This is a genomic window from Arthrobacter burdickii (assembly GCF_030433645.1).
In the GTDB taxonomy this organism is placed as follows: Bacteria; Actinomycetota; Actinomycetes; order Actinomycetales; family Micrococcaceae; genus Arthrobacter_D; species Arthrobacter_D burdickii.
Window position 1 is genome coordinate 2,221,695 of sequence record NZ_JAROCG010000001.1, and the last position, 22,341, is coordinate 2,244,035.

Consider the following 22,341-nt stretch of genomic DNA (forward strand, 5'->3'; position numbering starts at 1 on the left):
AGCAAACAGGGGATGCTCGCAGTACCCTTGTATTTCTGTCTGCTCCGCAGTGCTTCTATGCTTGGAACGAGCATTTTGGCGTCCGCGGGGTTTCAACATAGAAGGAAAATAGGTATTCATGGGTAGCGTTCTGACCATTCGCGGCGGACTTCCGTTGGCCGGCAAGGTATCCGTCCGCGGTGCGAAGAACCTGGTTCCGAAGGCAATGGTCGCCTCATTGCTGGGGAACACGCCCTCGGTCCTGCGCAACGTCCCGGAGATCAAGGACGTCGACGTCGTCACCAGCCTGCTACAGCTGCACGGCGTCAGGGTGACCAAGGACCCGGTCACCGGCGACCTCACGATGGACCCGAGCGAAGCCAAGATGGCCCGCTTCAAGGACATCGACGCCCACGCCGGCGACTCGCGCATCCCGATCCTCCTCTGTGGACCCCTGATGCACAGCATCGGTGAGGCCTTCATCCCCGACCTCGGCGGCTGCAAGATCGGCGACCGCCCGATCGACTACCACCTCGAGGTCCTCCGCAACTTCGGCGCGGTGGTCGACAAGCGGCCCGGCGGCATCTCCATCTCCGCCCCGAAGGGCCTGCACGGCGCGAAGCTCACCCTTCCGTACCCGAGCGTCGGAGCCACCGAGCAGGTGCTCCTCACCGCCATCCGCGCGGAAGGCATCACCGAGCTCTCGGGTGCCGCCGTCGAGCCCGAGATCATGGACCTCATCGCCGTCCTGCAGAAGATGGGCGCCATCATCACGGTGCAGACGGACCGCGTCATCCGCATCGAGGGCGTCAAGACCCTCACCGGCTACAACCACAAGGCCATCTCCGACCGCAATGAGACGGCGTCCTGGGCCTCGGCGGCGCTGGTGACCAAGGGCGACATCTACGTGGAGGGCGCCCGGCAGCTCGACCTCACGGCCTTCCTCAACACCTACCGGAAGATCGGGGGCGCCTTCGACGTCGACGACGAGGGCATCCGCTTCTACCACCCGGGCGGCCTCCTGAAGCCGCTCGTCCTCGAGACCGACGTCCACCCCGGCTTCATGACCGACTGGCAGCAGCCCCTCGTCGTCGCCCTCACACAGGCGTCGGGCGTATCGATCGTCCACGAGACCGTCTACGAGAACCGTTTCGGCTTCACCGAAGCCCTGATCCGCATGGGTGCCAACATCCAGGTGCACCGCGAGTGCCTCGGCAGCGTGCCCTGCCGCTTCGGGCAGCGCAACTTCCTGCACTCGGCCGTCATCTCCGGCCCGACGCAGCTGCGCGGCGCGGACATCGACATCCCCGACCTGCGCGGCGGCTTCAGCCACCTGATCGCGGCACTCGCTGCGGACGGCGTCTCGCGCGTCACCGGGATCGAGCTGATCAACCGTGGCTACGAGCGCTTCCAGGACAAGCTCGAGGGCCTGGGCGCCGACTTCGACATCACGGAGGACGCCCCGGCTGCCGCCGTGGCACTCTCCTAGGCGGTCCGGCACATGGGCGAGTCACGGGACTCACGCGCCATGTTCACGTTCCTCGCCCTCTGGGTGAGGCCTGTGATGAACGGCCTGATGGGCAAGGAGTGGCACGGGCAGGAGAAGCTGCCCGTGGGAACGGGCATGATCGTCTGCCCCAACCACGTCACCGAGATCGATCCGGTCGTGGTCGGGCACTTCCTGTACAACCAGGGCGTCATGCCGCATTTCCTCGCGAAGGCATCGCTGTTCAAGGTGCCGGTGGTCGGCTGGATCCTGCGCACCATCAAGCAGGTGCCCGTCGAGCGCACCTCGGCCGGAGCGAACCGCTCGCTCGAAGCTGCCCGCGAGGCCCTCGCGGACGGCGGCGGCATCATCATCTACCCCGAGGGCACCCTCACCCGTGACCCCGACATGTGGCCCATGAAGGGCCGTACCGGCGCCGCCCGCCTCGCACTGCAGACCGGCGCGCCGGTGGTGCCGATGGCGCAGTGGGGTGCCCACGAGCTCTTCCCGCGCTATGCCAAGCGCTTTTACCTCTTCCCGCGCAAGCGCTCCCGGGTGCTCGTCGGGGATCCCGTGGACCTCAGCGAGTTCAGGGATGCGCCACTGACGAGGACCACGCTCGACGCCGCGACCGATCGCATCCTCGACGCCATCACGGAACTGCTGGCGGAGCTGAGGGGCGAGGAACCTCCCGCCGAGCGGTGGGACCCTGCGGACAAGCAGCAGAAGCGGATGGGCCGCAACGTCGGGGCGCAGGACGACGACAAGAATCCTGGTGAACCACTGACCGGAGGAGAACCGTGACAGCGGGGCCGCGCGCTGCGCAGCCCGCGAAGATCGCCGTCCTCGGGTCCGGGAGCTGGGGCACCACGTTCGCGAAGGTGCTCGCCGATGCCTCCGCCGATACGGCGGTCATGCTCTGGTCGCGACGCCCCGAGGTGGCGGCCGAGATCACGGCGGACCACAGGAACTCCCCGTACCTCGGCGATACCCGTCTTCCGGGAAACGTGAGCGCCTCCGCCGACGTCCGGGAGGTCCTGGCCGGAAGCGACCTGGTGGTCCTCGCCGTGCCGGCCCAGACGCTGCGCGCCCAGCTCCCGGCCTGGCGGCCCTTCCTGCCGGCCGACGCCGTCGTCGTCTCCCTCATGAAGGGACTCGAGGTCGGCACCGACGCCCGCATGAGCGAGGTGATCGCGGAGGAGCTCGCGCTGCCGGCCGACCGCATCGCCGTCGTCTCGGGGCCCAACCTGGCGATGGAGATCGCACGCGAGGAGCCGACGGCGTCCGTCGTCGCGTGTCCCGACCATGGGACGGCGACCTGGATCGCGGCGGCGTGCACGTCCTCCTACTTCCGCCCCTACACCTCCACCGATGTCATCGGCGTGGAGATCGGCGGCATCGTGAAGAACGTGATCGCCCTGGCGGTCGGCATCTGCGAGGGGCGCCGCATGGGGGACAACACGAAGGCGTCGGTCATCACCCGCGGCCTGGCCGAGACGACCCGCCTCGCCGTGGCGCTGGGCGGCAGGCCCGAGACCATGGCGGGCCTGGCCGGCATGGGCGACCTGATCGCCACCTGCTCCTCCGCGCTCTCGCGCAACCACACGGCGGGCCACCTGCTGGGGCAGGGCCTGACCCTCGACCAGGTGACGGTGAGGATGAACCAGACGGCGGAGGGCATCAAATCGGCCCAGGCCGTCCTCGATTCCGCCATGAAACTCGGCGTCGACATGCCCATCACCGAAAGCGTCGTGGCCGTCCTCCAGGGCCGCCTGTCCGTCAATGACCTGGGGCCGCGCCTGCTGGCCCGCAACCTCAAGCCGGAAGGCGATTCCGCTCCGTGACCACCGATTCTCCTGTCCGCTCCCGCAAACCCCGCGTCCTCGTCCTGTTCGGCGGCCGGTCCAGCGAGCACTCCGTGAGCTGCGTGACCGCGGCGGGCGTCCTCGAGGCGATCGACCGCAGCCGGTACGAGGTCGTCCCGGTGGGCATCACCAAGTCCGGCCAGTGGTCCCTCGTCTCCGCCGACCCGTCCTCGTGGTCCCTGCGGGCCGACGTGCTGCCCGAGGTCACCGCGACCGAGCAGGCCGTGGTGATGGGCACTGCCGCCGACGGCAGCGAGGGGCAGGAACTGCTCGTCGCCGCTCCCGGGTCCGTTCCCGAGAGCCTGGGCGGCGTCGACGTCGTGCTGCCGCTGCTGCACGGACCGTTCGGCGAGGACGGCACACTGCAGGGCATGCTGGAGCTGGCCGACATGCGCTACGTCGGGGCCGGGGTCCTGGCGTCCGCGGTCGGGATGGACAAGCACTTCATGAAGGTGGTCTTCGCCGCGGCGGGCCTCGAGGTCGGCCCCTACGTGGTGGTGACGGATCGGCAGTGGCGGACGGACGCCGGGGAGAGCATCCGGCGCGCCGCAGCGCTCGGGTTCCCGCTGTTCGTCAAGCCGGCCCGCGCCGGGTCCTCCATGGGGATCAGCCGGGTCGAGGATGCGGACGGCATCCGGGCCGCGGTCGAGGCCGCGCGCGTGTTCGATCCCAAGGTGGTCATCGAGGCCGGGATCCTCGGACGCGAGATCGAGGTGGCGGTCCTGCAGGGCCGGGGCCTCGACGGCCCGCGCACGTCGCTGCCCGGCGAGATCGCCATCCAGCCCGGGGAGCACGCCTGGTACGACTTCGAGGCGAAGTACGTCGACGGCGCCGCCGCCGAGCTGTCCTGCCCGGCGGACCTCCCGCAGGACGTGATCGACCGCGTCCGCAGGCTCGCGGGCGAGGCCTTCGACGCGATCGGCGGCGAGGGATTGTCCCGCGTCGACTTCTTCTACACGCCCGACGGCCGCCTGGTCATCAACGAGATCAACACCATGCCCGGCTTCACGCCGATCAGCATGTACCCGCAGATGTGGGCGAAGTCAGGCCTCGGCTACACCGAGCTCATCGACGAACTGATCGGGCTGGCGCTCGACCGCGGTACCGGCCTGCGCTGACCGGGAGGTCCTTGCCGGGCCCGGTCAGGACCCGGCAAGGACGCAGACCGCTCCGGGTCACCCCGCGGCCGTGACGGCGCCGACCCTGCGCGGAGTGTGCACCGGCTTGTCGGGGACATGGGCGGGCCGTCGCCTGGCGAATTCTGCCCGTAGTTCCGGAAGCACGAGTTCGCCGAAGAGGTCGAGCTGGTTCAGCACGGTCTTCAGCGGCAGGCCGGCGTGATCGATGAGGAACAGCTGGCGCTGGTAGTCGCCGAAGAACTCCTGGAAGGAGAGGGTCTTCTCGATGACTTCCTGGGGGCTGCCGACCGTCAGCGGCGTCTGGGCCATGAAGCTCTCCATCGTCGGCCCGTGGCCGTAGACAGGGGCGTTGTCGAAGAACGGACGGAACTCCTTCACCGCATCCTGTGACTTCCGCGCCATGTAGAACTGTCCGCCCAGTCCTACGATCGCCTGGTCCTCGGTGCCGTGGCCGTAGTGGGCGTAGCGTTCCCGGTAGAGGCCGATGAGCTGCTGGTAGTGCTCCTTCGGCCAGAAGATGTTGTTGGCGAAGAATCCGTCGCCGAAGTAGGCGGCGATCTCCGCGACCTCCGGCGTGCGGATGGAGCCGTGCCAGACGAACGGTGCGACGCCGTTGAGCGGGCGTGGGGTGGAGGTGAAGTTGCGCAGCGGTGTGCGGTACTTGCCTTCCCAGTTCACGACGTCGTTGTCCCACAGCTGGCGCAGCAGGTTGTAGTTCTCGACGGTCAGTTCGACGCTGTCCTGCTGGTTCTTGCCGAACCAGGGGTAGACGGGCCCGGTGTTGCCGCGGCCGAGGATCAGGTCCACGCGACCGTCGGCGAGGTGCTGCAGCGTGGCGAAGTCCTCCGCGATCTTGACCGGGTCGTTGGTGGTGATCAGGGTGGTGCTGGTGGACAGCGTAATGCGCTCGGTCTGGGCGGCGATGTAGCCGAGGAGGGTGGTCGGGGAGCTGGCGTAGAAGGGCGGGTTGTGGTGCTCGCCGGTCGCGTAGACGTCCATGCCGATCTCTTCGACCTTTTTGGCGATGGCGACGGCGGCCTTGATGCGCTCACCCTCGGTGGGTGTCTCACCGGTGAGGGGGTTCCGGGTGACGTCACTGACTGTGAAAACGCCGATTTCCATGATTCTTCTCCAAAGCGGTTATAGGGGTTGCGAAAGGCGGGAGCCCGGGGGCTCAGGACGTCGGTGCCTGGATCCTTGCCAGGAGGTCCTCGAACGGCGCGGACGGTTCGATCTGGTGGGAAGGGCGTGCCGGGGGCCGCCCGTCGAGCATTCCGGCCAGTTCCCGTGCGGCACGGCGTGACCTCTGTGCCAACGCGGGTTCATCGTCGGCGCCGGCTCCCCAGTCCTGGGGCGCCGCATAGACGGCGGTGGGAGCTACCCGCGCCCGCAGGTAGCTGAAGAGGGGCCGCATGGCGTGGTCGAGAACCAGGGCATGACGCGCGCTGCCGCCCGTCGCCCCCAGGAGAACGGGCATGCCCTCCAGCGCGGTGTTGTCGATGACGTCGAAGAAGGATTTGAACAGTCCGCTGTAGGACCCTGAGAAGACGGGACTGACGACGATGAGTGCGTCCGCATCCGTGACGCTCCGGATGGCGGCGGCCAGGGCAGGGGGCGCGAACCCGCTCACCAGGTGGTGCGCGATGTCCACTGCGTAGTCGCGGAGCTCGAGGACATCGACGGTGACGTCGGAGCCCGAAAGGGACAGCTCACCCTTCACGGCGTCCGACAACACATCGGCAAGCATTCGACTGGACGACGGGACGCCGAGTCCCGCTGTGACAACTGCGACTTTCATCATGGCTTCCATCCCTCTAGTAGATGCATATGCATCGACCTCTTCAACGCGCCGATGCGCCGAGTCATTCCCGGCCGTCGTCGTCGGGGACATCGCGGTGCCGATCATCGGGCACCGTCGCTTCCGGAGCGACATCCGCCGCGCGAATGACGTTGCTGTGCAGGAGGTCTGCCGGTCAGGCGCGGGGGCGCAGGCGGGCGTTCGGCAGCGCCGGGGCGGGCAGGGGGTCGGGATAGCCTTCCGGGTAGGGACCGAAGCGGGGGTACGGCGCGCAGTCCGGGTACATGCCGTCGCGGGGAGGGTCGGCCGCTTCGGCGTCGATCTCCGCCTGCCAGGCGGCACGGTAGGCGACCACCTCCTCGTGGGTGCGCCCCACGAAGTTCCACCACATGACGATCCGTTCCCCCAGAGGCTCTCCGCCGAGGACCAGCACCCGGGCAGGTGTCTGTCCGGCCTGCAGGACCATCCTGCCGCGGCCGGTCCGCAGGTAGTGGAGGTGGTCGACGGCAAGGGGTACGCCGTCGAGGGAGATCTCCCCGGTGTCGACCAGGATGCCGTGCTCGAAGGACGGGTCCAGGTCCAGTTCGAGGCGCGCGCCGTCCCTGAGCAGCGCCTCGGCCCCCAGCAGCGGCGGGGTGCGGGTGGCCACGGGGGAGACCGATCCGGCCAGTGAGCCGATGAAGACCCGCAGTGCGGTGCCGCCGCCGAGGACGGGGTCCGGAGCGTAGTGTTCGAAGGTCGGAGGCATGTTCCGGGTCGTATCGGGCAGGGCGTACCAGAGCTGGGCGCCGTGGAGGATGCGCGTGTCCGGGGTGGAGAACTCCTGGTGGGAGATTCCCCGTCCGGCGATCATGAGGTTGACCTCCCCGGGCCGGACGATCGCCTCGTAGCCGGCGGAGTCGCGGTGCGCGATCTTGCCGGTGAACAGCCAACTCACCGTGGCAAGGCCGGTGTGGGGGTGGCGGGGGACCCGCATACCTCCCGATTCCGGGACGAGGTCGGGGCCGTAGTGGTCCAGGAAGCACCACGCCCCGATGAGGCTGCGCTGCTTCTGGGGCAGGGTGCGCCGGACCGGCATGGCGCGCGGGCCGCCCAGGGGCACCTCCCGTGGAACCAGGACCTCGACCCCGTCCGCATCGGTGCCCGGGAAGGTGCCTGGGAAGGTGCCCGGGAAGGTGCCCGGAGGGATGTCCGGGAGAACCGAGTCGACCATGACACTCCCTCGCTACGGCACGACGCTGACGACGGGCGTGGCGTCCGGCCCTGCCGGTCACGACAGATTTTAGCCCAGGACGACCACGCCGAGCAGTGAGACTCCCGCCAGCAGCAGCGTGGACGCGGCTCCGACCACGGCGAACCGTCCACCCGTGCGCAGGAGGCGCCGGACGTCGATCCCCGCGCCCAGTCCGAACATGCCGGCGGCCAGCAGGACGGTCGCCACGGTGCGGCCGGCCTCCAGGACCGGCGGAGGCAGGATGCCGAGCGACCGCAGGACGACCAGGGCCAGAAAGCCCAGGACGAACAGGGGCACGAGGGGTGCGGCCGCCCGCCCGTTCCCGTCCGCAGTGGTCGTCGTGCCGTGCCGGCGCGAGCGTCGTCGTTCCCCGAGGCCCGCTGCCGCCGCGACCGGCGCCAGCATCAGGACCCGTCCCAGCTTGACGACCGTCGCCGATGCGAGCGCCGTCGCCCCGGCCGTGCTGGCGACGGCCACCACCTGTGCCACCTCGTGGACGGCGAGGCCCGACCACACGCCGAACTCCGTCGGCTCGAGGCCGAGGAGCGTGTTCAGCAGGGGCAGGGCGATGATCATGAGGGACCCGTAGAGCGTGACCATGGCGACGGCGGAGGCCACCTCGTCGTCGTCCGCGTCCGCGATGCCCTGCATCCCGGCGACAGCGGACGCGCCGCAGATCGAGAAGCCCGCTGCCATCAGGAGCGCCCCGGCCCGGCTCAGCCCGAGGCGCTGGCCGAGCCAGAGCGTGGCGTAGAAGCTTCCGGCGACACACGCGAGGATGAGCAGGAGGACCTGCGGGCCCAGGGCGAGGATATCCGGCAGGGCGAGCTGGAGCCCGAGCAGGACGACGCCGGCGCGCAGCAGGCGCTTCGTCCCACCGCCGATGCCCGTGCGGAGCGTCGCCGTGTAGAGGCCGGAATTGCCTAGCAGGATCCCGAGGATCAGGGCGATCACGAGGGCCCCGAGGACCGTCTGGAGGCCGGCCAGAACCATGGCACCGGCGACGCCGGCCGCCAGCACCAGAAGACCCGGGATCCACGCTCGGAGCTGGGGATCCCGGGTCTTCGGGGTGGTGCTGCGGTTGTTCATCGGTGGCGCGATCCTTCCGGCCGCCCGGCGGCAGCATGGTGCTCTCCGGATCGATTGTGCCAGAGGGCTGCCGTGCGTTCGGTGCCGTCCGTGTCTTCGGGCGCCGGTCGGTCCGCGGCTAGACGATACCCTCCGTCAGCGCATTGGGTGTGCCGAAGCGGTGCGCCGTGATGCTGATGGCCTGCTCCTGCAGGAACGGGAGCAGCTCCACCCGGCCCGATTCGGTGACGGGCTGTGCGTAGATCGCGAGGTCGGGTCGTCCGCCGGTCGCGGCTGCCAGCGCGGACAGGTCCCCGCCGATGAGCCGGACGCGCCGGACGGGAAGCGCTGCGGCCCGTGCCAGCCATGCGCCGTCGTCCTCGATGGTGACGGTCTCGGCCTGTTCCTGGACGACCGCACGGAGCGCCGCCGGGAGCTCCACGGCGCTGGAGACCGCTACCGGGGCGCCGGCCGCCTTCGCCGCGAGGAGGACACGGACGAGATCGGCGACGGAAGCGCCTTCTGCGAGGCGCACCGTCACGGGGTGGGCCATGTAGCGGAAGAGGTTGCGTTCGGCCGAGAGCGCGGAGACGTCCTTCACCTGGCCGAACTCACCGTTCCAGGCCGCGGCGTCCGATGCCGCTGCGCGGCCCAGCCGGGCGATGTCTGCTGCGGGCAGGCCCGCCGAGTGCGCAGCGGACAGCAGCGGAGCCACGGCGGGCAGGGGCGCACCCTGGGCTGCCGATTCCCGGGGGGACCAGGTTCCGAGTCCCACGAGGTAGTTGGGGCCCCCCGCCTTGGTGCCCGCCCCGACGGCGGACTTCTTCCAGCCTCCGAAGGGCTGGCGCTGCACGATGGCGCCGGTGATGCCCCGGTTGACGTAGAGGTTGCCGGCCTGCACGCCGTCGATCCAGGTGGCGATCTCACGGCTGTCGAGGGAGTGGATACCGGAGGTGAGGCCGTAGTCGATGTCGTTCTGCAGGACGATGGCGTCCTCGAGTGTCGGCGCGGTCATGATGCCGAGGATCGGGCCGAAGTACTCGGTCAGGTGGTAGGTCGATCCACGCTTCACCCCGTCGCGCACGCCCGGGCTCCACAGGCGGCCCGAATCGTCGAGCCGCTGCGGCTCCACGAGCCAGGACTCACCGTCCCCGAGTTTCGTCAGCCCGTCGAGGAGCTTGCCCGCGGCGGGCTCGATGACGGGGCCCATCTGCGTGGAGGGGTCCGACGGGTAACCGACGGACAGCGAGGTCACCGCGTCGAGGAGCTGGTTGCGGAAGCGCTGCGACGTGCCCACGCTGCCCACGAGGATGACCAGGGAAGCTGCCGAGCACTTCTGGCCGGCGTGCCCGAAGGCGGACTGCGCGACGTCCTTCGCGGCGAGGTCGAGGTCCGCGCTCGGTGTCACGATGATCGCGTTCTTGCCGGACGTCTCGGCCAGCAGCGGCAGATCGGTGCGGAACGAGCGGAAGAGCTCCGCGGTCTCGTAGCCGCCGGTGAGGATCACGCGGTCCACCCGGGGATCGGAGATGAGCCGGCGCCCGAGGTCGCGCTCGTCGACCTGGACGAGGCGCAGGACCTCGCGCGGCACGCCCGCGGCCCAGAGTGCCTCGATCATGACGGAACCGGAGCGTCGCGCCTGCGAGGCCGGCTTGATGATCACCGACGAGCCGGCGGCGAGGGCAGCGAGGGTCGAACCCGCGGGGATCGCCACCGGGAAGTTCCACGGCGGTGTCACCACCGTGAGGCGGACCGGGGAGAACGAGGCGCCGTCCACGTCGTCGAGCTCACGGGCGCGCTCGGCGTAGTAGTGGGCGAAGTCCACGGCTTCGGAGATCTCGGGATCCGCCTGGTCGAGCGTCTTCCCGGTCTCGGCTGCCATGACCTCCATGAGGTCGGCGCGGCGTGCCTCGAGCGCGTCGCCCGCGCGGTGGAGGACGGCTGCGCGCTCGGCGCCCGTGAGGGAACCCCAGGAGGATGCCGCGGCGACCGCGCCGGCGATGGTGTCCTCGAGGTCCTCGGCGCGGGTGAGCGTGGTGGCGGCGACGACGTCGTTGCCCAGCTCGGAGGTGGCCACGCGCTCGAGGATCGCCCGGCCCCAGGCCCGGTTGGCCGGGAGGGACGGGTCGGTGTCCGGGGTGTTGGTGAATCCGGACCCGGGGTGGGCCGGTTCCGGGAGCGTGCGGTCCTGCCGGCGGTTCGGGGCCGGGATGGAGGTGTCGAGCGCTGCCAGCGACGCGAGGAAGCGGTTCTTCTCGCGCTCGAACAGCGCCTCGTTCTCGGACAGCTCGAACACCGCCGACATGAAGTTGTCCTGGCTCGCGCCCTCCTCGAGGCGGCGGATCAGATAGGCGATGGCGACGTCGAACTCGCCCGGGTGCACCACGGGTGTGTAGAGCAGCAGCGACCCGACGTCGCGCTTGACGGCCTCGGCCTGGCCCTGCGCCATCCCGAGGAGCATCTCGAACTCGATGCCGGAGCGTACGCCGCGCTCGCCGGCGAGGAGCCAGGCGAACGCGAGGTCGAAGAGGTTGTGGCCCGCGACGCCGATGCGCACGTTGTCGACGCGCCCGGGCTGCAGGGCGTAGTTGAGGACGCGCTTGTAGTGCGTGTCCGAGTCCTGCTTCGAGCCCCAGGTGGCGAGCGGCCAGTCGTGGAGGGAGGCCTCGACGTGTTCCATCGGGAGGTTGGCGCCCTTGACCACGCGGACCTTGATCCCGGCACCGCCCCTGGCGCGCCGGGCTGCCGCCCACTCCTGCAGCCGGATCATCGCTGCGAGGGAGTCGGGAAGATAGGCCTGCAGCACGATCCCGGCCTCGAGGTCCGTGAATTCGGGCCGGTCGAGGATCGCCATGAACACGGCGATCGTGAGGTCGAGGTCCTTGTATTCCTCCATGTCGAGGTTGATGAACTTCGGCTTCTCGGACCGGGCGGCGAGTGCGTAGAGGGGTGCGAGTTTCTCGGCGACGTGCTCCACGGCCTCCTCGAAGGCCCACGCGGGGTGCGGGGCGACGGTGGAGGACACCTTGATGGAGACGTAGTCGACGTCCGGGCGCTCGAGGAGCCGGACCGTGCCTTCGAGCCGCCGTTCGGCCTCGTGTTCACCGAGGACGGCCTCGCCGAGCAGGTTCACGTTGAGCCGGATACCCTCGCGCCTGATCTTGCTGATGGACCGCCCGAGCCTGGCGTCGGAGGCGTCGATGATGAGGTGCCCCACCATCTCCCGGAGGACGCGGCGGGCGATGGGGATGACGACCTGCGGCAGCACGGGGGCGACGGCGGCGCCGACCTTCACGGCCGAGCGCATGTACCAGGGGAGGAAGCCGGGGACCTTCGGAGCGATGGCCCCGAGGTTGCGGGCTGCGACCGAGAGATCTTCGGGGCGGATGACGCCGTCGACGAAGCCCACCGTGAAGGCGAGCCCGTTGGGATCCTTGAGGACGCCCGCGAGCTGCTTGGCCGAGGAGTCCACCGGTACCTTCGATGCCTCGGTCAGCCAGCGCCGGACGAGGGCGACAGTGGCGTCCGGCAGTGCCGCGGGGATGTCCGTCGTCCCGCCGGGACCGGCGGAGAATTCAGGAGCGGAGAATTCGGGGGCGCGGTCCGACCCCGGGTAAGGGGTGGGGCGAGCGTCGTGGAGCGCCGGGGTGTCGGCGAGGCCCTCGAGGGGCGGGATCTGGGTTGTCATGGCAACGGCTTTCGGTTCGACGGCTTCCGCCGGGCACAGGATGAAGCAGCTACTTCACGTCCAGTATCTGCCCGGCCGTAGGATTAGGAAAAGCGATGATTACCGAAGGGTATTCATCAGTAGAACCGAACTGGGAGGCCCCGTGCTCGACCTGCGCAGACTGCGTCTGCTCCGCGAACTCAAGATCCGCGGAACCCTCGCCGATGTGGCCGCCGCCCTCAGCTACAGCCCCTCCTCCGTGTCCCAGCAGCTTGCCCTGCTCGAGAAGGAAGTGGGCGTGGAGCTGCTGCGGAAGACCGGGCGGCGGGTGGTCCTCACGGCACAGGCCGACGTGCTGGTCGCGCACACCGCCGAACTGCTCGAGACGCTGGAACGGGCGGAAGCCGACCTGGCGGCCTCCCTCACCACGGTGTCCGGCACCGTCCGTGTGGCGGTCTTCCAGTCGGCTGCCCTGGCGCTCATGCCCGATGCCCTGACGGCCATGACCCGCGACTATCCCGACGTCCGCGTGGAGATGGTGCAGCGGGAGCCCGAGACGGCCCTGTACGAGACGTTCGCGCGGGACTTCGACCTCGTGATCGCCGAGCAGTACCCGGGCCACGCGGCTCCCCGCCACCCGGAACTCGACCAGGTGCCGCTGACGGAGGATGCGATCCGCCTCGCCGTTCCGCTGGTCGGACCCGCCGCCGGGATCTCCTCGGTCGCCGGGGCGGCGGGAGCGGCCTGGGTGATGGAGCCCCGGGGATCGGCCTCCCGGCACTGGGCGGAGCAGGCGTGCCGGCTCGCCGGCTTCGAGCCCGACGTCCGGTACGAGACGGCGGACCTCCAGGCGCAGATCCGACTGATCGAGTCAGGCAACGCCGTCGCCCTCATGCCGGACCTCGTGTGGACCGGCCGCAACGTACCCGTGCAGCTGTTCGACCTCGACGAGAACCCCCGCCGGTCCATCTTCACCTCGGCGCGGCGGGCCGGTGCGCGCCGGCCCGCCGTCCTCGCCGTCCGCGAGGTCCTCGAACGCGCCGCGGCAGGCGTAGGCCGTCCGGACCGGGTGCCGCAATAAATGGTCCCCCCGTCCTGTTGACTCCTACGACACGCGTTTTCGCGTCGTCCCACCACGCTCCTAAGGTTGATGCATGACCCAGTCCACCCAGCTTGAGTCCGCCTCCGTGCCGGCCACGGTCGAGAGGGTCGCGGAGACCGTCCTCCCCACCCGGTACGGCACGTTCCGCATGATCGGCTACCGCGACGGCGAGGGGACCGAACACGTCGCGCTCGCGCAGGGGATCCACGACGGCGCCCACGCCGCGGATGCAGCTCCACTGGTCCGCGTCCACAGCGAGTGCCTCACGGGTGACGCCTTCGGGTCCTGGCGCTGCGACTGCGGGGAACAGCTCGATGCCGCGCTCGCCGCCATCTCCGAGGAGGGCCGCGGCGCCGTGGTCTATGTGCGGGGACACGAGGGCCGGGGCATCGGCCTGCTCGACAAGCTCAAGGCGTACGCCCTGCAGGACCGGGGCGTGGACACGGTCGATGCGAACACCGCCCTCGGGCTTCCCGTCGATGCCCGGCGCTACGACCAGGCCGCGGAGATCCTGCAGGACCTCGGTATCGGCGCCGTCCGCCTGCTCTCCGGCAATCCCGCCAAGGAGGAAGCGCTGGAGGACCTCGGCATCGCGGTCGTCGAGCGCCGCGGACTGCCCGTGTCCGAGCGCTCCGAGAACGCGGGATACCTCGCGACCAAGCGTGCACGGATGCGGCACGACGAGGCCCCCTCGGCCGACGCCTGGAGCGACCTGCTCGACGGCGTCGTCCCTGCAGCGCCCGCTCCGGGCGAGGCGGAGGAGCTCGCGCACCGGTACGGCTACCTGGCCGGCGCGTCAGGACAGATCGTCGTCGGGCAGCTGCGCCAGAGCCTGGACGGGTTCATCGCGTCGCGCTCCGGCGACTCAGGCTTCCACGAGGACCGCGGCGACCACGGGCACCTCCAGCGGCTGCGCGCCCTCGTGGACGCCGTCGTCGTCGGTGCGTCCACCGTGCTCACCGAGGACTGCTCGCTCGCCGTCGAGGACGTGCCGGGCAGCAGCCCCGTCCGCGTGGTGCTCGACGCCGCCGCGCGGGTGGGCGTCGACGCACGCGTCCTGGCCGACGACGGCGTGCCGACCCTCTGGATCGTGGGGCACGATGCGGAGGTGCCCGCGGCCCTGCCCGCCTCGGTTGAGGTGGTGAGGCTGGCCGCGGACGATTTCGCGCCGCGGCGCGTCCTCGACATCCTGCAGGCGCGGGACCTGTGGAAAGTGCTGGTGGAGGGAGGCGGCAACACCGTCTCGCGCTTCCTGGAGGCGGGCCTGCTCGACCGGCTGTACCTGACCACCGCTCCGGTGCTGGTGGGCGACGGCGTCCCCGGTATCCGGTTCTCCGGGTCGGATGCGCTGGCGGAGGCCCGGACGGCTCCCGTCCGCCGATTCGTCTTCGGCCAGGACATCTGCACCGAGTTCAACTTCGCCGCCGTGCGCTGAGCCTGCCGGGTTCTTCACCGAGTCCGCGCCCAGTCTCCACCGGGCCGGCACCGGCCCGGCGCCCGGACACACCGGCCGCCTCCCGCCCAGGGCGGGAATGCCGCAGCATCCCGGGCATCCCGCCCCGGTGGGACGCAGGAGGCGTCCCTACGAGTCCCCGCCGAGCCTCTTGCTCTTCTTCTGCAGGCGGTCGATGTGCTCCGAGGCCTCCGCCTTGGTGATGTCCGCCGGGATCTCTTCTCCCGCTTCCCGTGCCAGCGTGTCGAGGTAGCTCCGCTGCGCGTCGGTCATGGGCTCGTCGCCGGTCACCCAGTCCTCGGGATCCCGCTCGAATCCGCCCTCGGGCTCCGCGTTGGGGCTTCCCAGTGTGTCTGCCATGTCGGTTCCTATCGGTCGTGGCCAGCATGAGCCATCAGTCTACTTACTTTCCCGAGGGACCCCGCGTGGGCGCCGCCGGGGGAGAGGTGGCCCCTGCCGGCACCACGCCGCCGACGCCGCGCTGCTCGAGCTGCGCGCGCAGGTACCGCTCCGGGTGCGCTGCGAGGAGCATCCTGCCGCCTGCGTACCGCACGCCCCCACGTGCCCTGCTCGCGACGGCGAGCCAGCTGCAGACGGCGCGTTCCAGGAGCCAGGCCGGTGCCCACAGGGCGGCCGTGGGCCCGAAGACGTGGCGTCCGCCCCGCCGTCGCCGGCCCACCTCGGCGACGGCGACGACCGCCAGTCCTGCCAGCGCGAGGTGGCGCGGGGCAGGTCGGGCCAGGAGGACCGCGGGCAGCAGGCCGAGTTCGACGGCGAGCCGTCCGGGCTGCGCGAAGCTGTCATAGGCCTGACGGACCCGCTGCCGGGCGAAGTGCCGGGAGGAGCAGGGGAGTCGTGCCACGAAGAGGTCGTCGGCGCGGGCCTCGACACCACCGGCCGCCTTCACGGTGCGGATGAGCTCGAGGTTCTCGAAGAGGGCGTCGGCGCAGTAGCCGCCCGCCGCGAGGAGCGTGCTCCGGCGGACGCCGAGCGTACCCGGATAGTCGGAGGAGAACGCCCTGTTGAGCAGTGTGCGGCCCGTGTCCCACCGGGCGTGCCACGGCAGCCGGGCGAAGTAGTTCTGCGGACGCACGAGATCGGACTCCTCGAGGAGCTCGAGGACCCACTGGAGCTCGGGGCGCCGGTACCGGACGTCGTCGTCCGCGATCACGACGAGCTCGTGCCGCGCCGCGGCGAGCCCCGTCAGCACGCCGTGCACCTTCCCGTTGCCGCCCCGGCGGACGAGGTCCGGATCGGGCCGGAGATGGCGGACCTCCGGCGGGAAGGCACGGGAATGCCGGTCGAAGGAGGGCTCGTCGGAGCCGTCCACCACGGTGACGTCGATCCAGCGGACGAGGTCGCGCAGGTAGTGCGCCAGTTCCGTCACGGGCCCCGCGCCGTTCCACTTCAACGGCAGGATGTATTCGGCTGCGTACTGCATGGACGGCGGGTGTCCTCCTTGTGCAACGTGTTTCCGGACCGGCTGGCCGCTTCCCTTCAATTACTAAGCGTGCTTACGGTGAGGGTGCAAGGAACCGGCGGGCGGAATTGCCCGTAGACACGAGGAGGAACAGTGAGCCAGCCAGCGCAGCAGCAGGAACCGCCCGGAACAACCGGTGCCATGGAGCCCACCCCGGACCACGGAGAGCAGTCCTACCGCGGGTCGGGACGACTCGCCGGCAAGAAGGCGGTCATCACGGGCGGTGACAGCGGCATCGGCCGGGCTGTCGCCATCGCCTATGCACGGGAGGGTGCCGACGTCCTCATCAGTTACCTGAACGAGGACGAGGACGCCCGGGAGACGGCCCGGTGGGTGGAGGAGGCCGGGCGCAAGGCTGTCCTGTTCCCGGGTGACCTCGCCGATCCTGCGACGTGCCGGGCCGTGATCGACAAGGCCGTCCAGGAGTTCGGGAAGGTGGACATCCTCGTCAGCAATGCCGCCTTCCAGATGACGCACGAGACCATCGAGGAGATTCCGGACGAGGAGTGGGACCGCACCCTGGCGATCAACCTCAGCGCGTTCTTCCACCTCACGAAGGCGGTCCTGCCCGTCATGCCGCCGGGCGGGTCCATCATCGGCTCGAGCTCGGTGAATTCTGACAACCCCGTGCCCACCCTGCTGCCCTACTCGGCGACGAAGGCCGGCATCGCGAACATGACGGCGTCGATGGCCCAGCTCCTCGCGGAACGCGGCATCCGGGCGAATTCCGTGGCGCCCGGTCCGATCTGGACCCCGCTCATCCCGGCCACGATGCCGGAGGACGAGGTGGAGAGCTTCGGCCAGCAGGTCCCCCTGCAGCGGGCCGGCCAGCCCGCTGAACTTGCGGCGGTCTACGTCCTGCTGGCGTCCGACGAGGCCAGCTACGTCTCGGGCGCGCGCATCGCGGTCACCGGAGGGAAGCCGATCCTCTGACGTCCCGCCGGCCCCATCCGCGGCCGGACCGGCGACGAAGGACTCTCGGGCATTCCCCGGACGCCTGACAGTGGTCGTCCGGGGAATGCCGGTGCGCTACCCCCTGACCATCTACCCCCTGAACATCGGCAGGGGGGCGCCGGCAACTCCGGGCTCGACGGCGAACAGGGCGCCCGCTGTCGGCTCCGACCCTTCCGGGATGTTCTCCTGCGTGGTGGTGATGAAGAGCGTCCCCAGGTCCGTTCCGCCGAAGGCGCACGCGGTCACGTTCGTGACGGGCAGCGGGATGTGCTCCGAGAGCCTGCCCGAGGCGTCGTAGCGGGCGACGGCCCCGCCCCCGTAGAGCGCGGTCCAGATACCGCCCTCCGCGTCGACGGCCATGCCGTCGGGCATGCCGAGCGCGGGCTCGACGACGGCGAACGTGCGGCGATCGGTGAACCGCCCGGTCCCCACGTCGTACCCGAGGGCGTCGATCCTCCCCGTGGGGGTGTCGCTGAAGAACGCGGTCTCGCCGGACGGGGAGAAGTGGAGGCCGTTCGAGATGGTGGCTCCGGTCAGCACGGTGGACACCGAGAGGTCCGTGCCCAGGGAGTAGAGGGTGCCCATACCGAAGCCGCCCTCCCAGCCCATCGATCCGCAGAGGAAGCGTCCGGCCGGGTCGCAGCCGCCGTCGTTCATGCGCACGGCCGCGTCGCTGAAGGCCTCCGGTCCCTGCTCGAGGACGGAGAAGCCGTCGTCGGCGAACAGGAATCCCCGCTCGACCCCGACCACGTAGCCGCCCGACTCCCGGCCCCGGATCACGCCCGCGAGCCGCGGGTGCACGTCGTGGCGGTCGATGCTGCCGTCCTCGTGGCGGACCAGGACATCACCCTCCATCATGTCGACCAGCAGGAGCTCGCCGCGGCGCGGGTCCCAGTACGGGCCTTCGCCGTGGAAGGTGCAGACGTCGGAGATTTGCTCGGCTTTCACGTTTCCTCCTGGTGGTTGGTGCGGTCGGGATGGCTCGGTGCCGGTCCGGCTGCTGGTTGATGCGGTCGGGATGGCCCGTGCCGGCGTGGCTGGGCGGGACGGTGTCAGCCGCCCGAGGGTACGGGGGTCGCGTCGGACAGTCCCACGCACGCCCGCGTCTGCCCGATCCGCGACACGGCGTCCCCGAGTTCCACGAGGACGGTGCTCGATGCGACCTCGTCCGGGTCGAAGAGGACCTCGACGGCGGGGTCGCGCCCGTAGGTGGTGGCGGTCCAGGCCGGGTCCCCCTCGCGGACCACCCAGTCGACGTCGTTCACGGTCACGCAGGGGTCGGTGGTGGGTCCGGGAACGGTCACCCCGCAGCGCAGGACCACTTTCGAGGGATCCCCCCAGGCGGACGTCGCCTGGCTGGTCGTCTCACGCTGATCGTTCTCGGCGACCGTCGGTGGCAGGGCGATCATCACGTCGGCGCACCGGGCGTTCGCGGCATCACCGGCGGGGTCTACATCCACCGCGGAGGCACAGCCGGACAGCGCGAGAAGCAGCACCGCCGCGGGCACCAGGCGGGTTCCGACACGGGGGAGGGCAGGCATGGCTCCAGCCTAGTAGGTGGCCCGTGCACCGCGGCGACACGACGGAGTCGTCCTTCCCGGAAAGCAGGGCGGGGAATACGGCCGACAGTAGGATTCGAGAGCCGCAGCCGGTCTCAGGCTGCTGTTCCACCCGCACCCCGCGCGATGCCTTCCAGCCTGCCGGGGGCGAGAGCCCGAGCCGAGGAAACATGAACGCGCCCCACCGCCGTACCCCGACAACCGCCAGTACCAGGATTCTGTCCGGGGCCGCTGCCGCCCTCCTCGCGGGTGCGGTACTCGCCGCACCGATGGCCGCCTCTGCGGTCGAACCCGAGCCGGCCCCGGTCCTGCCCGCCATGACCGAGCAGCAACCCGCGGTGGCACAGCAGCCGCAGCCGGCCGCCACCTTCGGCGAACCGGCTCCACCCGCTGCCGACCCGACGGCGACGTCGGGTATCGACCCGGAGACCGGTTTCGCCATCAACGCCCGCACCGGGTTCCTGGTCCACCCTGCCACCGGGTACCTGATCGAGCCCGGAACCGGAAACCTCCTGTTCGCCGACACCCTCATCTACACGAACCTGCGCTACGACGAGGTCACGGGCGAGGTTGGAGAGGTCGACGGCGAGATCGCCGCTCCGGCTCCGGGCCCAGGGGGGACGACGCCGACCCCGTCACCAACAGCACCGGCACCAGCAACGGCACCAGCAACGGCACCAGCGACGGCAACGGCCTCGGCGACGGCCTCCGCCTCCGCGTCGCCCTCCGGTACGCCCGCCCCGGCCACCGAGGCGCCCGCCGCCCCGGTGCCCCCGGCGGAGACGTCCTCGACGAGCGCGACCCCGCGGGCGAGCCGCTCCGGCACGCCCACCGCCAGCAGCACGGCGCAGGCGGTGCAGGAGGCACGGACCTCGTCCCCGGCCCCGGCGGCGTGGATCGGCGCGGGGATCCTCGCGGTCGCGCTCGGCGTCGTCGCGGTCCTCGCCGTCCGACGGCGGGGCCGGCACCAGTCCTGAGGCACGGGGAGCGCCCGTCCTGGTACCGGACGGGCGCCTCCGTCGCTGCGCAAACCAGGGCCCGGCCGCGCCCCGCTCCGGCAGTGCCGGTTCCGCCCGGTAAAGTGCAGGACGTGAAGAATCTCTTGGTGACCGGCGGCGCCGGCTTTATCGGGTCCAATTTCGTCCACTACCTGATGGAGCACACGGACACCTCCGTCACGGTCCTCGACAAGATGACCTACGCCGGCAACCATGCCTCGCTCGAGGGGCTGCCCGGCGACCGCTTCGAACTGGTCGTCGGGGACATCGCCGACGCCGCCGTCGTCGATCCGCTCACCGAGCGCGCCGACGCCGTCGTGCACTATGCGGCCGAGTCGCACAACGACAATTCGCTGCACGACCCGCGTCCCTTCCTCGATACGAACATCATCGGCACCTACACGCTGCTCGAGGCGGCGCGCCGGTACGGGAAGCGGTTCCACCACATCAGCACCGACGAGGTCTACGGCGACCTCGAACTCGACGACCCGGCGCGCTTCACCGAGGACACGCCCTACAACCCGTCGAGCCCCTACTCGTCCACGAAGGCAGGGTCGGACCTGCTCGTACGGGCCTGGGTCCGCTCCTTCGGCGTCCAGGCGACCATCAGCAACTGCTCCAACAACTACGGGCCGTACCAGCACGTCGAGAAGTTCATCCCCCGCCAGATCACCAACGTGATCGACGGCGTCCGCCCCAAGCTCTACGGGGAGGGCCTGAACGTGCGGGACTGGATCCACGCGAACGACCACTCGTCGGCGGTGTGGACGATCCTCACCACGGGCGAGATCGGGCAGACCTACCTGATCGGCGCGGACGGCGAGCGGAACAACAAGGACGTCGTCGAACTCATCCTCACGGAGATGGGTCAGCCCGCCGACGCCTACGACCACGTGGTGGACCGCGCCGGACACGATCTGCGCTACGCCATCGACTCCACCAAACTGCGCACCGAACTCGGCTGGACCCCCGAGTTCCACCACTTCGAGCAGGGCCTGCGCGACACCATCGCCTGGTACCGGGACAACGAGGACTGGTGGCGCCCGCAGAAGGCCGTCACCGAGTCCAAGTACACCGAGCTGGGGCAGTAAGGCCATGGGACCCGCTTTCTCGAAGCCCCTCGCCGCCCGCGAGACGCCGATCCCCGGCGTCGTCCTCTTCGACCTCCCCGTCCACGGTGACAACCGCGGCTGGTTCAAGGAGAACTGGCAGCGGGCCAAGATGACCGCCGCCGGCCTCGCCGACTTCGGTCCCGTGCAGAACAACATCTCCTTCAACGAGACCGCCGGCACCACGCGCGGCATCCACGCCGAGCCCTGGGACAAGTTCATCTCCATCGCCACGGGACGCGTGTTCGGGGCGTGGGTGGACCTCCGCGAGGGGCCGTCCTTCGGTGCCGTCTTCACGGCCGAGCTCGATCCGTCGACGGCGATCTTCATCCCGCGCGGAGTCGGCAACGCCTTCCAGACCCTCGAGGACGGCACCGCCTACACCTACCTCGTCAACGACCACTGGTCCGCCGATGCGCAGGACCAGTACGTGTTCCTCAACCTCGCCGACGAGACGGCCGCCATCGACTGGCCCATCCCGCTCGCCGACGCGGAATTGTCCGAGAAGGACCGGAACCACCCGCGGCTCGCCGACGTGGCACCCCTCGCTCCGCGCCGGACGCTCGTCGTGGGGGCCGACGGCCAGCTCGGCAAGGCGCTGCGCATCGCCCTCGCCGGCCACCCCTCCGTCGAATTCGCCGGGCGCGCCGAACTCGACCTGCTCGGCGGGGCCCTCGACGACGCACGGCCCTGGGCGTCCTACGACACGATCATCAACGCCGCGGCCTACACCGCGGTCGACGCCGCGGAGACACCCGAGGGCCGCGCGGCCGCCTGGGCCGTCAACGTCGCCGGCGTCGCCGCCCTCGCCCGGGTGGCGAATGCCCACCGCCTGACCCTGGTCCACATCTCCAGCGACTACGTCTTCGACGGGTCGCGGGAACTCCACGACGAGGCCGAACCCGTCAGCCCGCTCGGCGTCTACGGACAGACCAAGGCCGCGGGGGACGCGCTCGTCGCCACGGTGCCCCGCAACTACATCCTGCGCACGAGCTGGGTGATCGGCGAGGGCAACAACTTCGTGCGGACAATGGCCGGCCTCGCGGGCCGCGGCATCTCGCCGAGCGTCGTCGACGACCAGATCGGACGCCTCACCTTCACGGAGGACATCGCCGCGGCGATACTGCACCTCCTGGGCACGGGAGCTCCGTTCGGCACCTACAACGTCACGAACGACGGCGATGCGCAGAGCTGGGCGGAGATCGCCGCGGACGTGTACGCCCTCTGCGGCAGGGACCGCGCGGACGTCACCGGTGTGAGCACGGAGACGTACTTCGCGGGGAAGGAAGCCGCCCCTCGCCCGCTCCGGAGCACACTCGACCTCACGAAGCTCAAGGCGACGGGCTTCGCACCCGCCTCGTCGGCCGACCGGCTCTCCGCCTACGTCGCGGCGCTGACGACGGCGTGAGCCGGCCCGGCCGTCCCGGACCGCAGTGTCGGCCGCGCACCG

19 protein-coding genes are annotated in these 22,341 nt (G+C 70.3%); 10 read left to right on the top strand and 9 right to left on the bottom strand.

Features of this window, described 5'->3' with window-relative positions; all coding sequences use genetic code 11:
• The first annotated feature begins 118 nt into the window (after positions 1–118).
• The 4 genes from murA to P5G52_RS10330 are packed head-to-tail and all read left to right on the top strand — an operon-like array spanning position 119 to position 4,448.
• The gene (murA, locus tag P5G52_RS10315; protein ID WP_301227087.1) at positions 119–1,468 is read left to right on the top strand and encodes a UDP-N-acetylglucosamine 1-carboxyvinyltransferase; all 1,350 of its coding nucleotides are present in this window, start codon (positions 119–121) and stop codon (positions 1,466–1,468) included.
• A 12-nt stretch (positions 1,469–1,480) separates the two neighbouring features.
• Positions 1,481–2,269: a lysophospholipid acyltransferase family protein gene (locus tag P5G52_RS10320; protein WP_301227089.1), complete on the top strand. Its 789-nt coding sequence runs from the start codon at positions 1,481–1,483 to the stop codon at positions 2,267–2,269.
• Positions 2,266–3,309, top strand: coding sequence for an NAD(P)H-dependent glycerol-3-phosphate dehydrogenase (locus tag P5G52_RS10325; RefSeq protein ID WP_301227091.1), 1,044 nt, complete (start codon positions 2,266–2,268; stop codon positions 3,307–3,309). Before P5G52_RS10320 ends, P5G52_RS10325 begins: the two co-directional genes overlap by 4 nt.
• Positions 3,306–4,448: a D-alanine--D-alanine ligase family protein gene (locus tag P5G52_RS10330; RefSeq protein ID WP_301227093.1), complete on the top strand. Its 1,143-nt coding sequence runs from the start codon at positions 3,306–3,308 to the stop codon at positions 4,446–4,448. Before P5G52_RS10325 ends, P5G52_RS10330 begins: the two co-directional genes overlap by 4 nt.
• Before the next feature lie 57 nt (positions 4,449–4,505).
• On the opposite strand, the gene P5G52_RS10335 is transcribed toward P5G52_RS10330, so the two are convergent.
• The 5 genes from P5G52_RS10335 to P5G52_RS10355 form a co-directional block, all read right to left on the bottom strand.
• Positions 4,506–5,591 (bottom strand): CE1758 family FMN-dependent luciferase-like monooxygenase, encoded by a 1,086-nt coding sequence (locus P5G52_RS10335; RefSeq protein ID WP_301227095.1) that lies wholly within the window; start codon positions 5,589–5,591, stop codon positions 4,506–4,508.
• Between the two features lie 52 nt (positions 5,592–5,643).
• Complete coding sequence (locus P5G52_RS10340; RefSeq protein ID WP_301227097.1) at positions 5,644–6,267, bottom strand: FMN reductase; 624 nt, start codon at positions 6,265–6,267, stop codon at positions 5,644–5,646.
• 175 nt (positions 6,268–6,442) lie between these two features.
• The gene (locus tag P5G52_RS10345; RefSeq protein WP_301227099.1) at positions 6,443–7,480 is read right to left on the bottom strand and encodes a pirin family protein; all 1,038 of its coding nucleotides are present in this window, start codon (positions 7,478–7,480) and stop codon (positions 6,443–6,445) included.
• Positions 7,481–7,549: 69 nt separating this feature from the next.
• On the bottom strand, positions 7,550–8,590 hold the full coding sequence (locus tag P5G52_RS10350) for a YeiH family protein (protein ID WP_301227101.1): 1,041 nt from the start codon (positions 8,588–8,590) through the stop codon (positions 7,550–7,552).
• Positions 8,591–8,708: 118 nt separating this feature from the next.
• Complete coding sequence (locus P5G52_RS10355) at positions 8,709–12,257, bottom strand: bifunctional proline dehydrogenase/L-glutamate gamma-semialdehyde dehydrogenase (RefSeq protein ID WP_301227103.1); 3,549 nt, start codon at positions 12,255–12,257, stop codon at positions 8,709–8,711.
• A 142-nt stretch (positions 12,258–12,399) separates the two neighbouring features.
• On the opposite strand from P5G52_RS10355, the gene P5G52_RS10360 reads away from it, so the two are divergent.
• Together P5G52_RS10360 and ribA are read left to right on the top strand one after the other, a co-directional pair.
• Complete coding sequence (locus tag P5G52_RS10360) at positions 12,400–13,317, top strand: LysR substrate-binding domain-containing protein (RefSeq protein WP_301227105.1); 918 nt, start codon at positions 12,400–12,402, stop codon at positions 13,315–13,317.
• Positions 13,318–13,390: 73 nt separating this feature from the next.
• Entirely contained in the window at positions 13,391–14,773 is a 1,383-nt protein-coding gene (gene ribA, locus P5G52_RS10365) for a GTP cyclohydrolase II (protein WP_301227107.1), read from the top strand.
• A gap of 147 nt (positions 14,774–14,920) precedes the next feature.
• Here the strand turns inward: ribA and P5G52_RS10370 are convergent, their stop codons facing one another.
• Positions 14,921–15,151 (bottom strand): DUF3072 domain-containing protein, encoded by a 231-nt coding sequence (locus P5G52_RS10370; RefSeq protein WP_301227109.1) that lies wholly within the window; start codon positions 15,149–15,151, stop codon positions 14,921–14,923.
• Between the two features lie 43 nt (positions 15,152–15,194).
• Entirely contained in the window at positions 15,195–16,232 is a 1,038-nt protein-coding gene (locus tag P5G52_RS10375) for a glycosyltransferase family 2 protein (RefSeq protein WP_301227111.1), read from the bottom strand.
• Positions 16,233–16,364: 132 nt separating this feature from the next.
• Between P5G52_RS10375 and P5G52_RS10380 the strand changes: the two genes are divergently transcribed.
• A complete protein-coding gene (locus P5G52_RS10380) occupies positions 16,365–17,204 on the top strand; it encodes an SDR family oxidoreductase (RefSeq protein WP_301227113.1) in 840 nt (279 codons plus the stop codon).
• 111 nt (positions 17,205–17,315) lie between these two features.
• Here P5G52_RS10380 and P5G52_RS10385 read toward each other — a convergent pair whose 3' ends face one another.
• Positions 17,316–18,173, bottom strand: coding sequence for an SMP-30/gluconolactonase/LRE family protein (locus P5G52_RS10385; protein ID WP_301227115.1), 858 nt, complete (start codon positions 18,171–18,173; stop codon positions 17,316–17,318).
• A gap of 104 nt (positions 18,174–18,277) precedes the next feature.
• Positions 18,278–18,766: a DUF3515 family protein gene (locus P5G52_RS10390; protein WP_301227117.1), complete on the bottom strand. Its 489-nt coding sequence runs from the start codon at positions 18,764–18,766 to the stop codon at positions 18,278–18,280.
• 188 nt (positions 18,767–18,954) lie between these two features.
• On the opposite strand from P5G52_RS10390, the gene P5G52_RS10395 reads away from it, so the two are divergent.
• The 3 genes from P5G52_RS10395 to P5G52_RS10405 all read left to right on the top strand — a co-directional run bounded on the left by P5G52_RS10395 (position 18,955) and on the right by P5G52_RS10405 (position 22,299).
• On the top strand, positions 18,955–19,761 hold the full coding sequence (locus P5G52_RS10395; RefSeq protein WP_301227119.1) for a hypothetical protein: 807 nt from the start codon (positions 18,955–18,957) through the stop codon (positions 19,759–19,761).
• 113 nt (positions 19,762–19,874) lie between these two features.
• A complete protein-coding gene (gene rfbB / locus P5G52_RS10400) occupies positions 19,875–20,873 on the top strand; it encodes a dTDP-glucose 4,6-dehydratase (RefSeq protein WP_301227121.1) in 999 nt (332 codons plus the stop codon).
• Positions 20,874–20,877: 4 nt separating this feature from the next.
• The gene (locus P5G52_RS10405; protein WP_301227123.1) at positions 20,878–22,299 is read left to right on the top strand and encodes a sugar nucleotide-binding protein; all 1,422 of its coding nucleotides are present in this window, start codon (positions 20,878–20,880) and stop codon (positions 22,297–22,299) included.
• The last annotated feature ends 42 nt before the right edge of the window (positions 22,300–22,341 follow it).

Bases quoted from the DNA above. Each gene is read 5' to 3' on its own strand.
- murA (WP_301227087.1), top strand. From the start codon at position 119: ATGGGTAGCGTTCTGACCATTCGCGGCGGACTTCCGTTGGCCGGCAAG.
- P5G52_RS10320 (WP_301227089.1), top strand. From the start codon at position 1,481: ATGGGCGAGTCACGGGACTCACGCGCCATGTTCACGTTCCTCGCCCTC.
- P5G52_RS10335 (WP_301227095.1), bottom strand. From the start codon at position 5,591: ATGGAAATCGGCGTTTTCACAGTCAGTGACGTCACCCGGAACCCCCTC.
- P5G52_RS10340 (WP_301227097.1), bottom strand. From the start codon at position 6,267: ATGAAAGTCGCAGTTGTCACAGCGGGACTCGGCGTCCCGTCGTCCAGT.
- P5G52_RS10345 (WP_301227099.1), bottom strand. From the start codon at position 7,480: ATGGTCGACTCGGTTCTCCCGGACATCCCTCCGGGCACCTTCCCGGGC.
- P5G52_RS10350 (WP_301227101.1), bottom strand. From the start codon at position 8,590: ATGAACAACCGCAGCACCACCCCGAAGACCCGGGATCCCCAGCTCCGA.
- P5G52_RS10355 (WP_301227103.1), bottom strand. From the start codon at position 12,257: ATGACAACCCAGATCCCGCCCCTCGAGGGCCTCGCCGACACCCCGGCG.
- ribA (WP_301227107.1), top strand. From the start codon at position 13,391: ATGACCCAGTCCACCCAGCTTGAGTCCGCCTCCGTGCCGGCCACGGTC.
- P5G52_RS10370 (WP_301227109.1), bottom strand. From the start codon at position 15,151: ATGGCAGACACACTGGGAAGCCCCAACGCGGAGCCCGAGGGCGGATTC.
- P5G52_RS10375 (WP_301227111.1), bottom strand. From the start codon at position 16,232: ATGCAGTACGCAGCCGAATACATCCTGCCGTTGAAGTGGAACGGCGCG.
- P5G52_RS10390 (WP_301227117.1), bottom strand. From the start codon at position 18,766: ATGCCTGCCCTCCCCCGTGTCGGAACCCGCCTGGTGCCCGCGGCGGTG.
- P5G52_RS10395 (WP_301227119.1), top strand. From the start codon at position 18,955: ATGAACGCGCCCCACCGCCGTACCCCGACAACCGCCAGTACCAGGATT.
- P5G52_RS10405 (WP_301227123.1), top strand. From the start codon at position 20,878: ATGGGACCCGCTTTCTCGAAGCCCCTCGCCGCCCGCGAGACGCCGATC.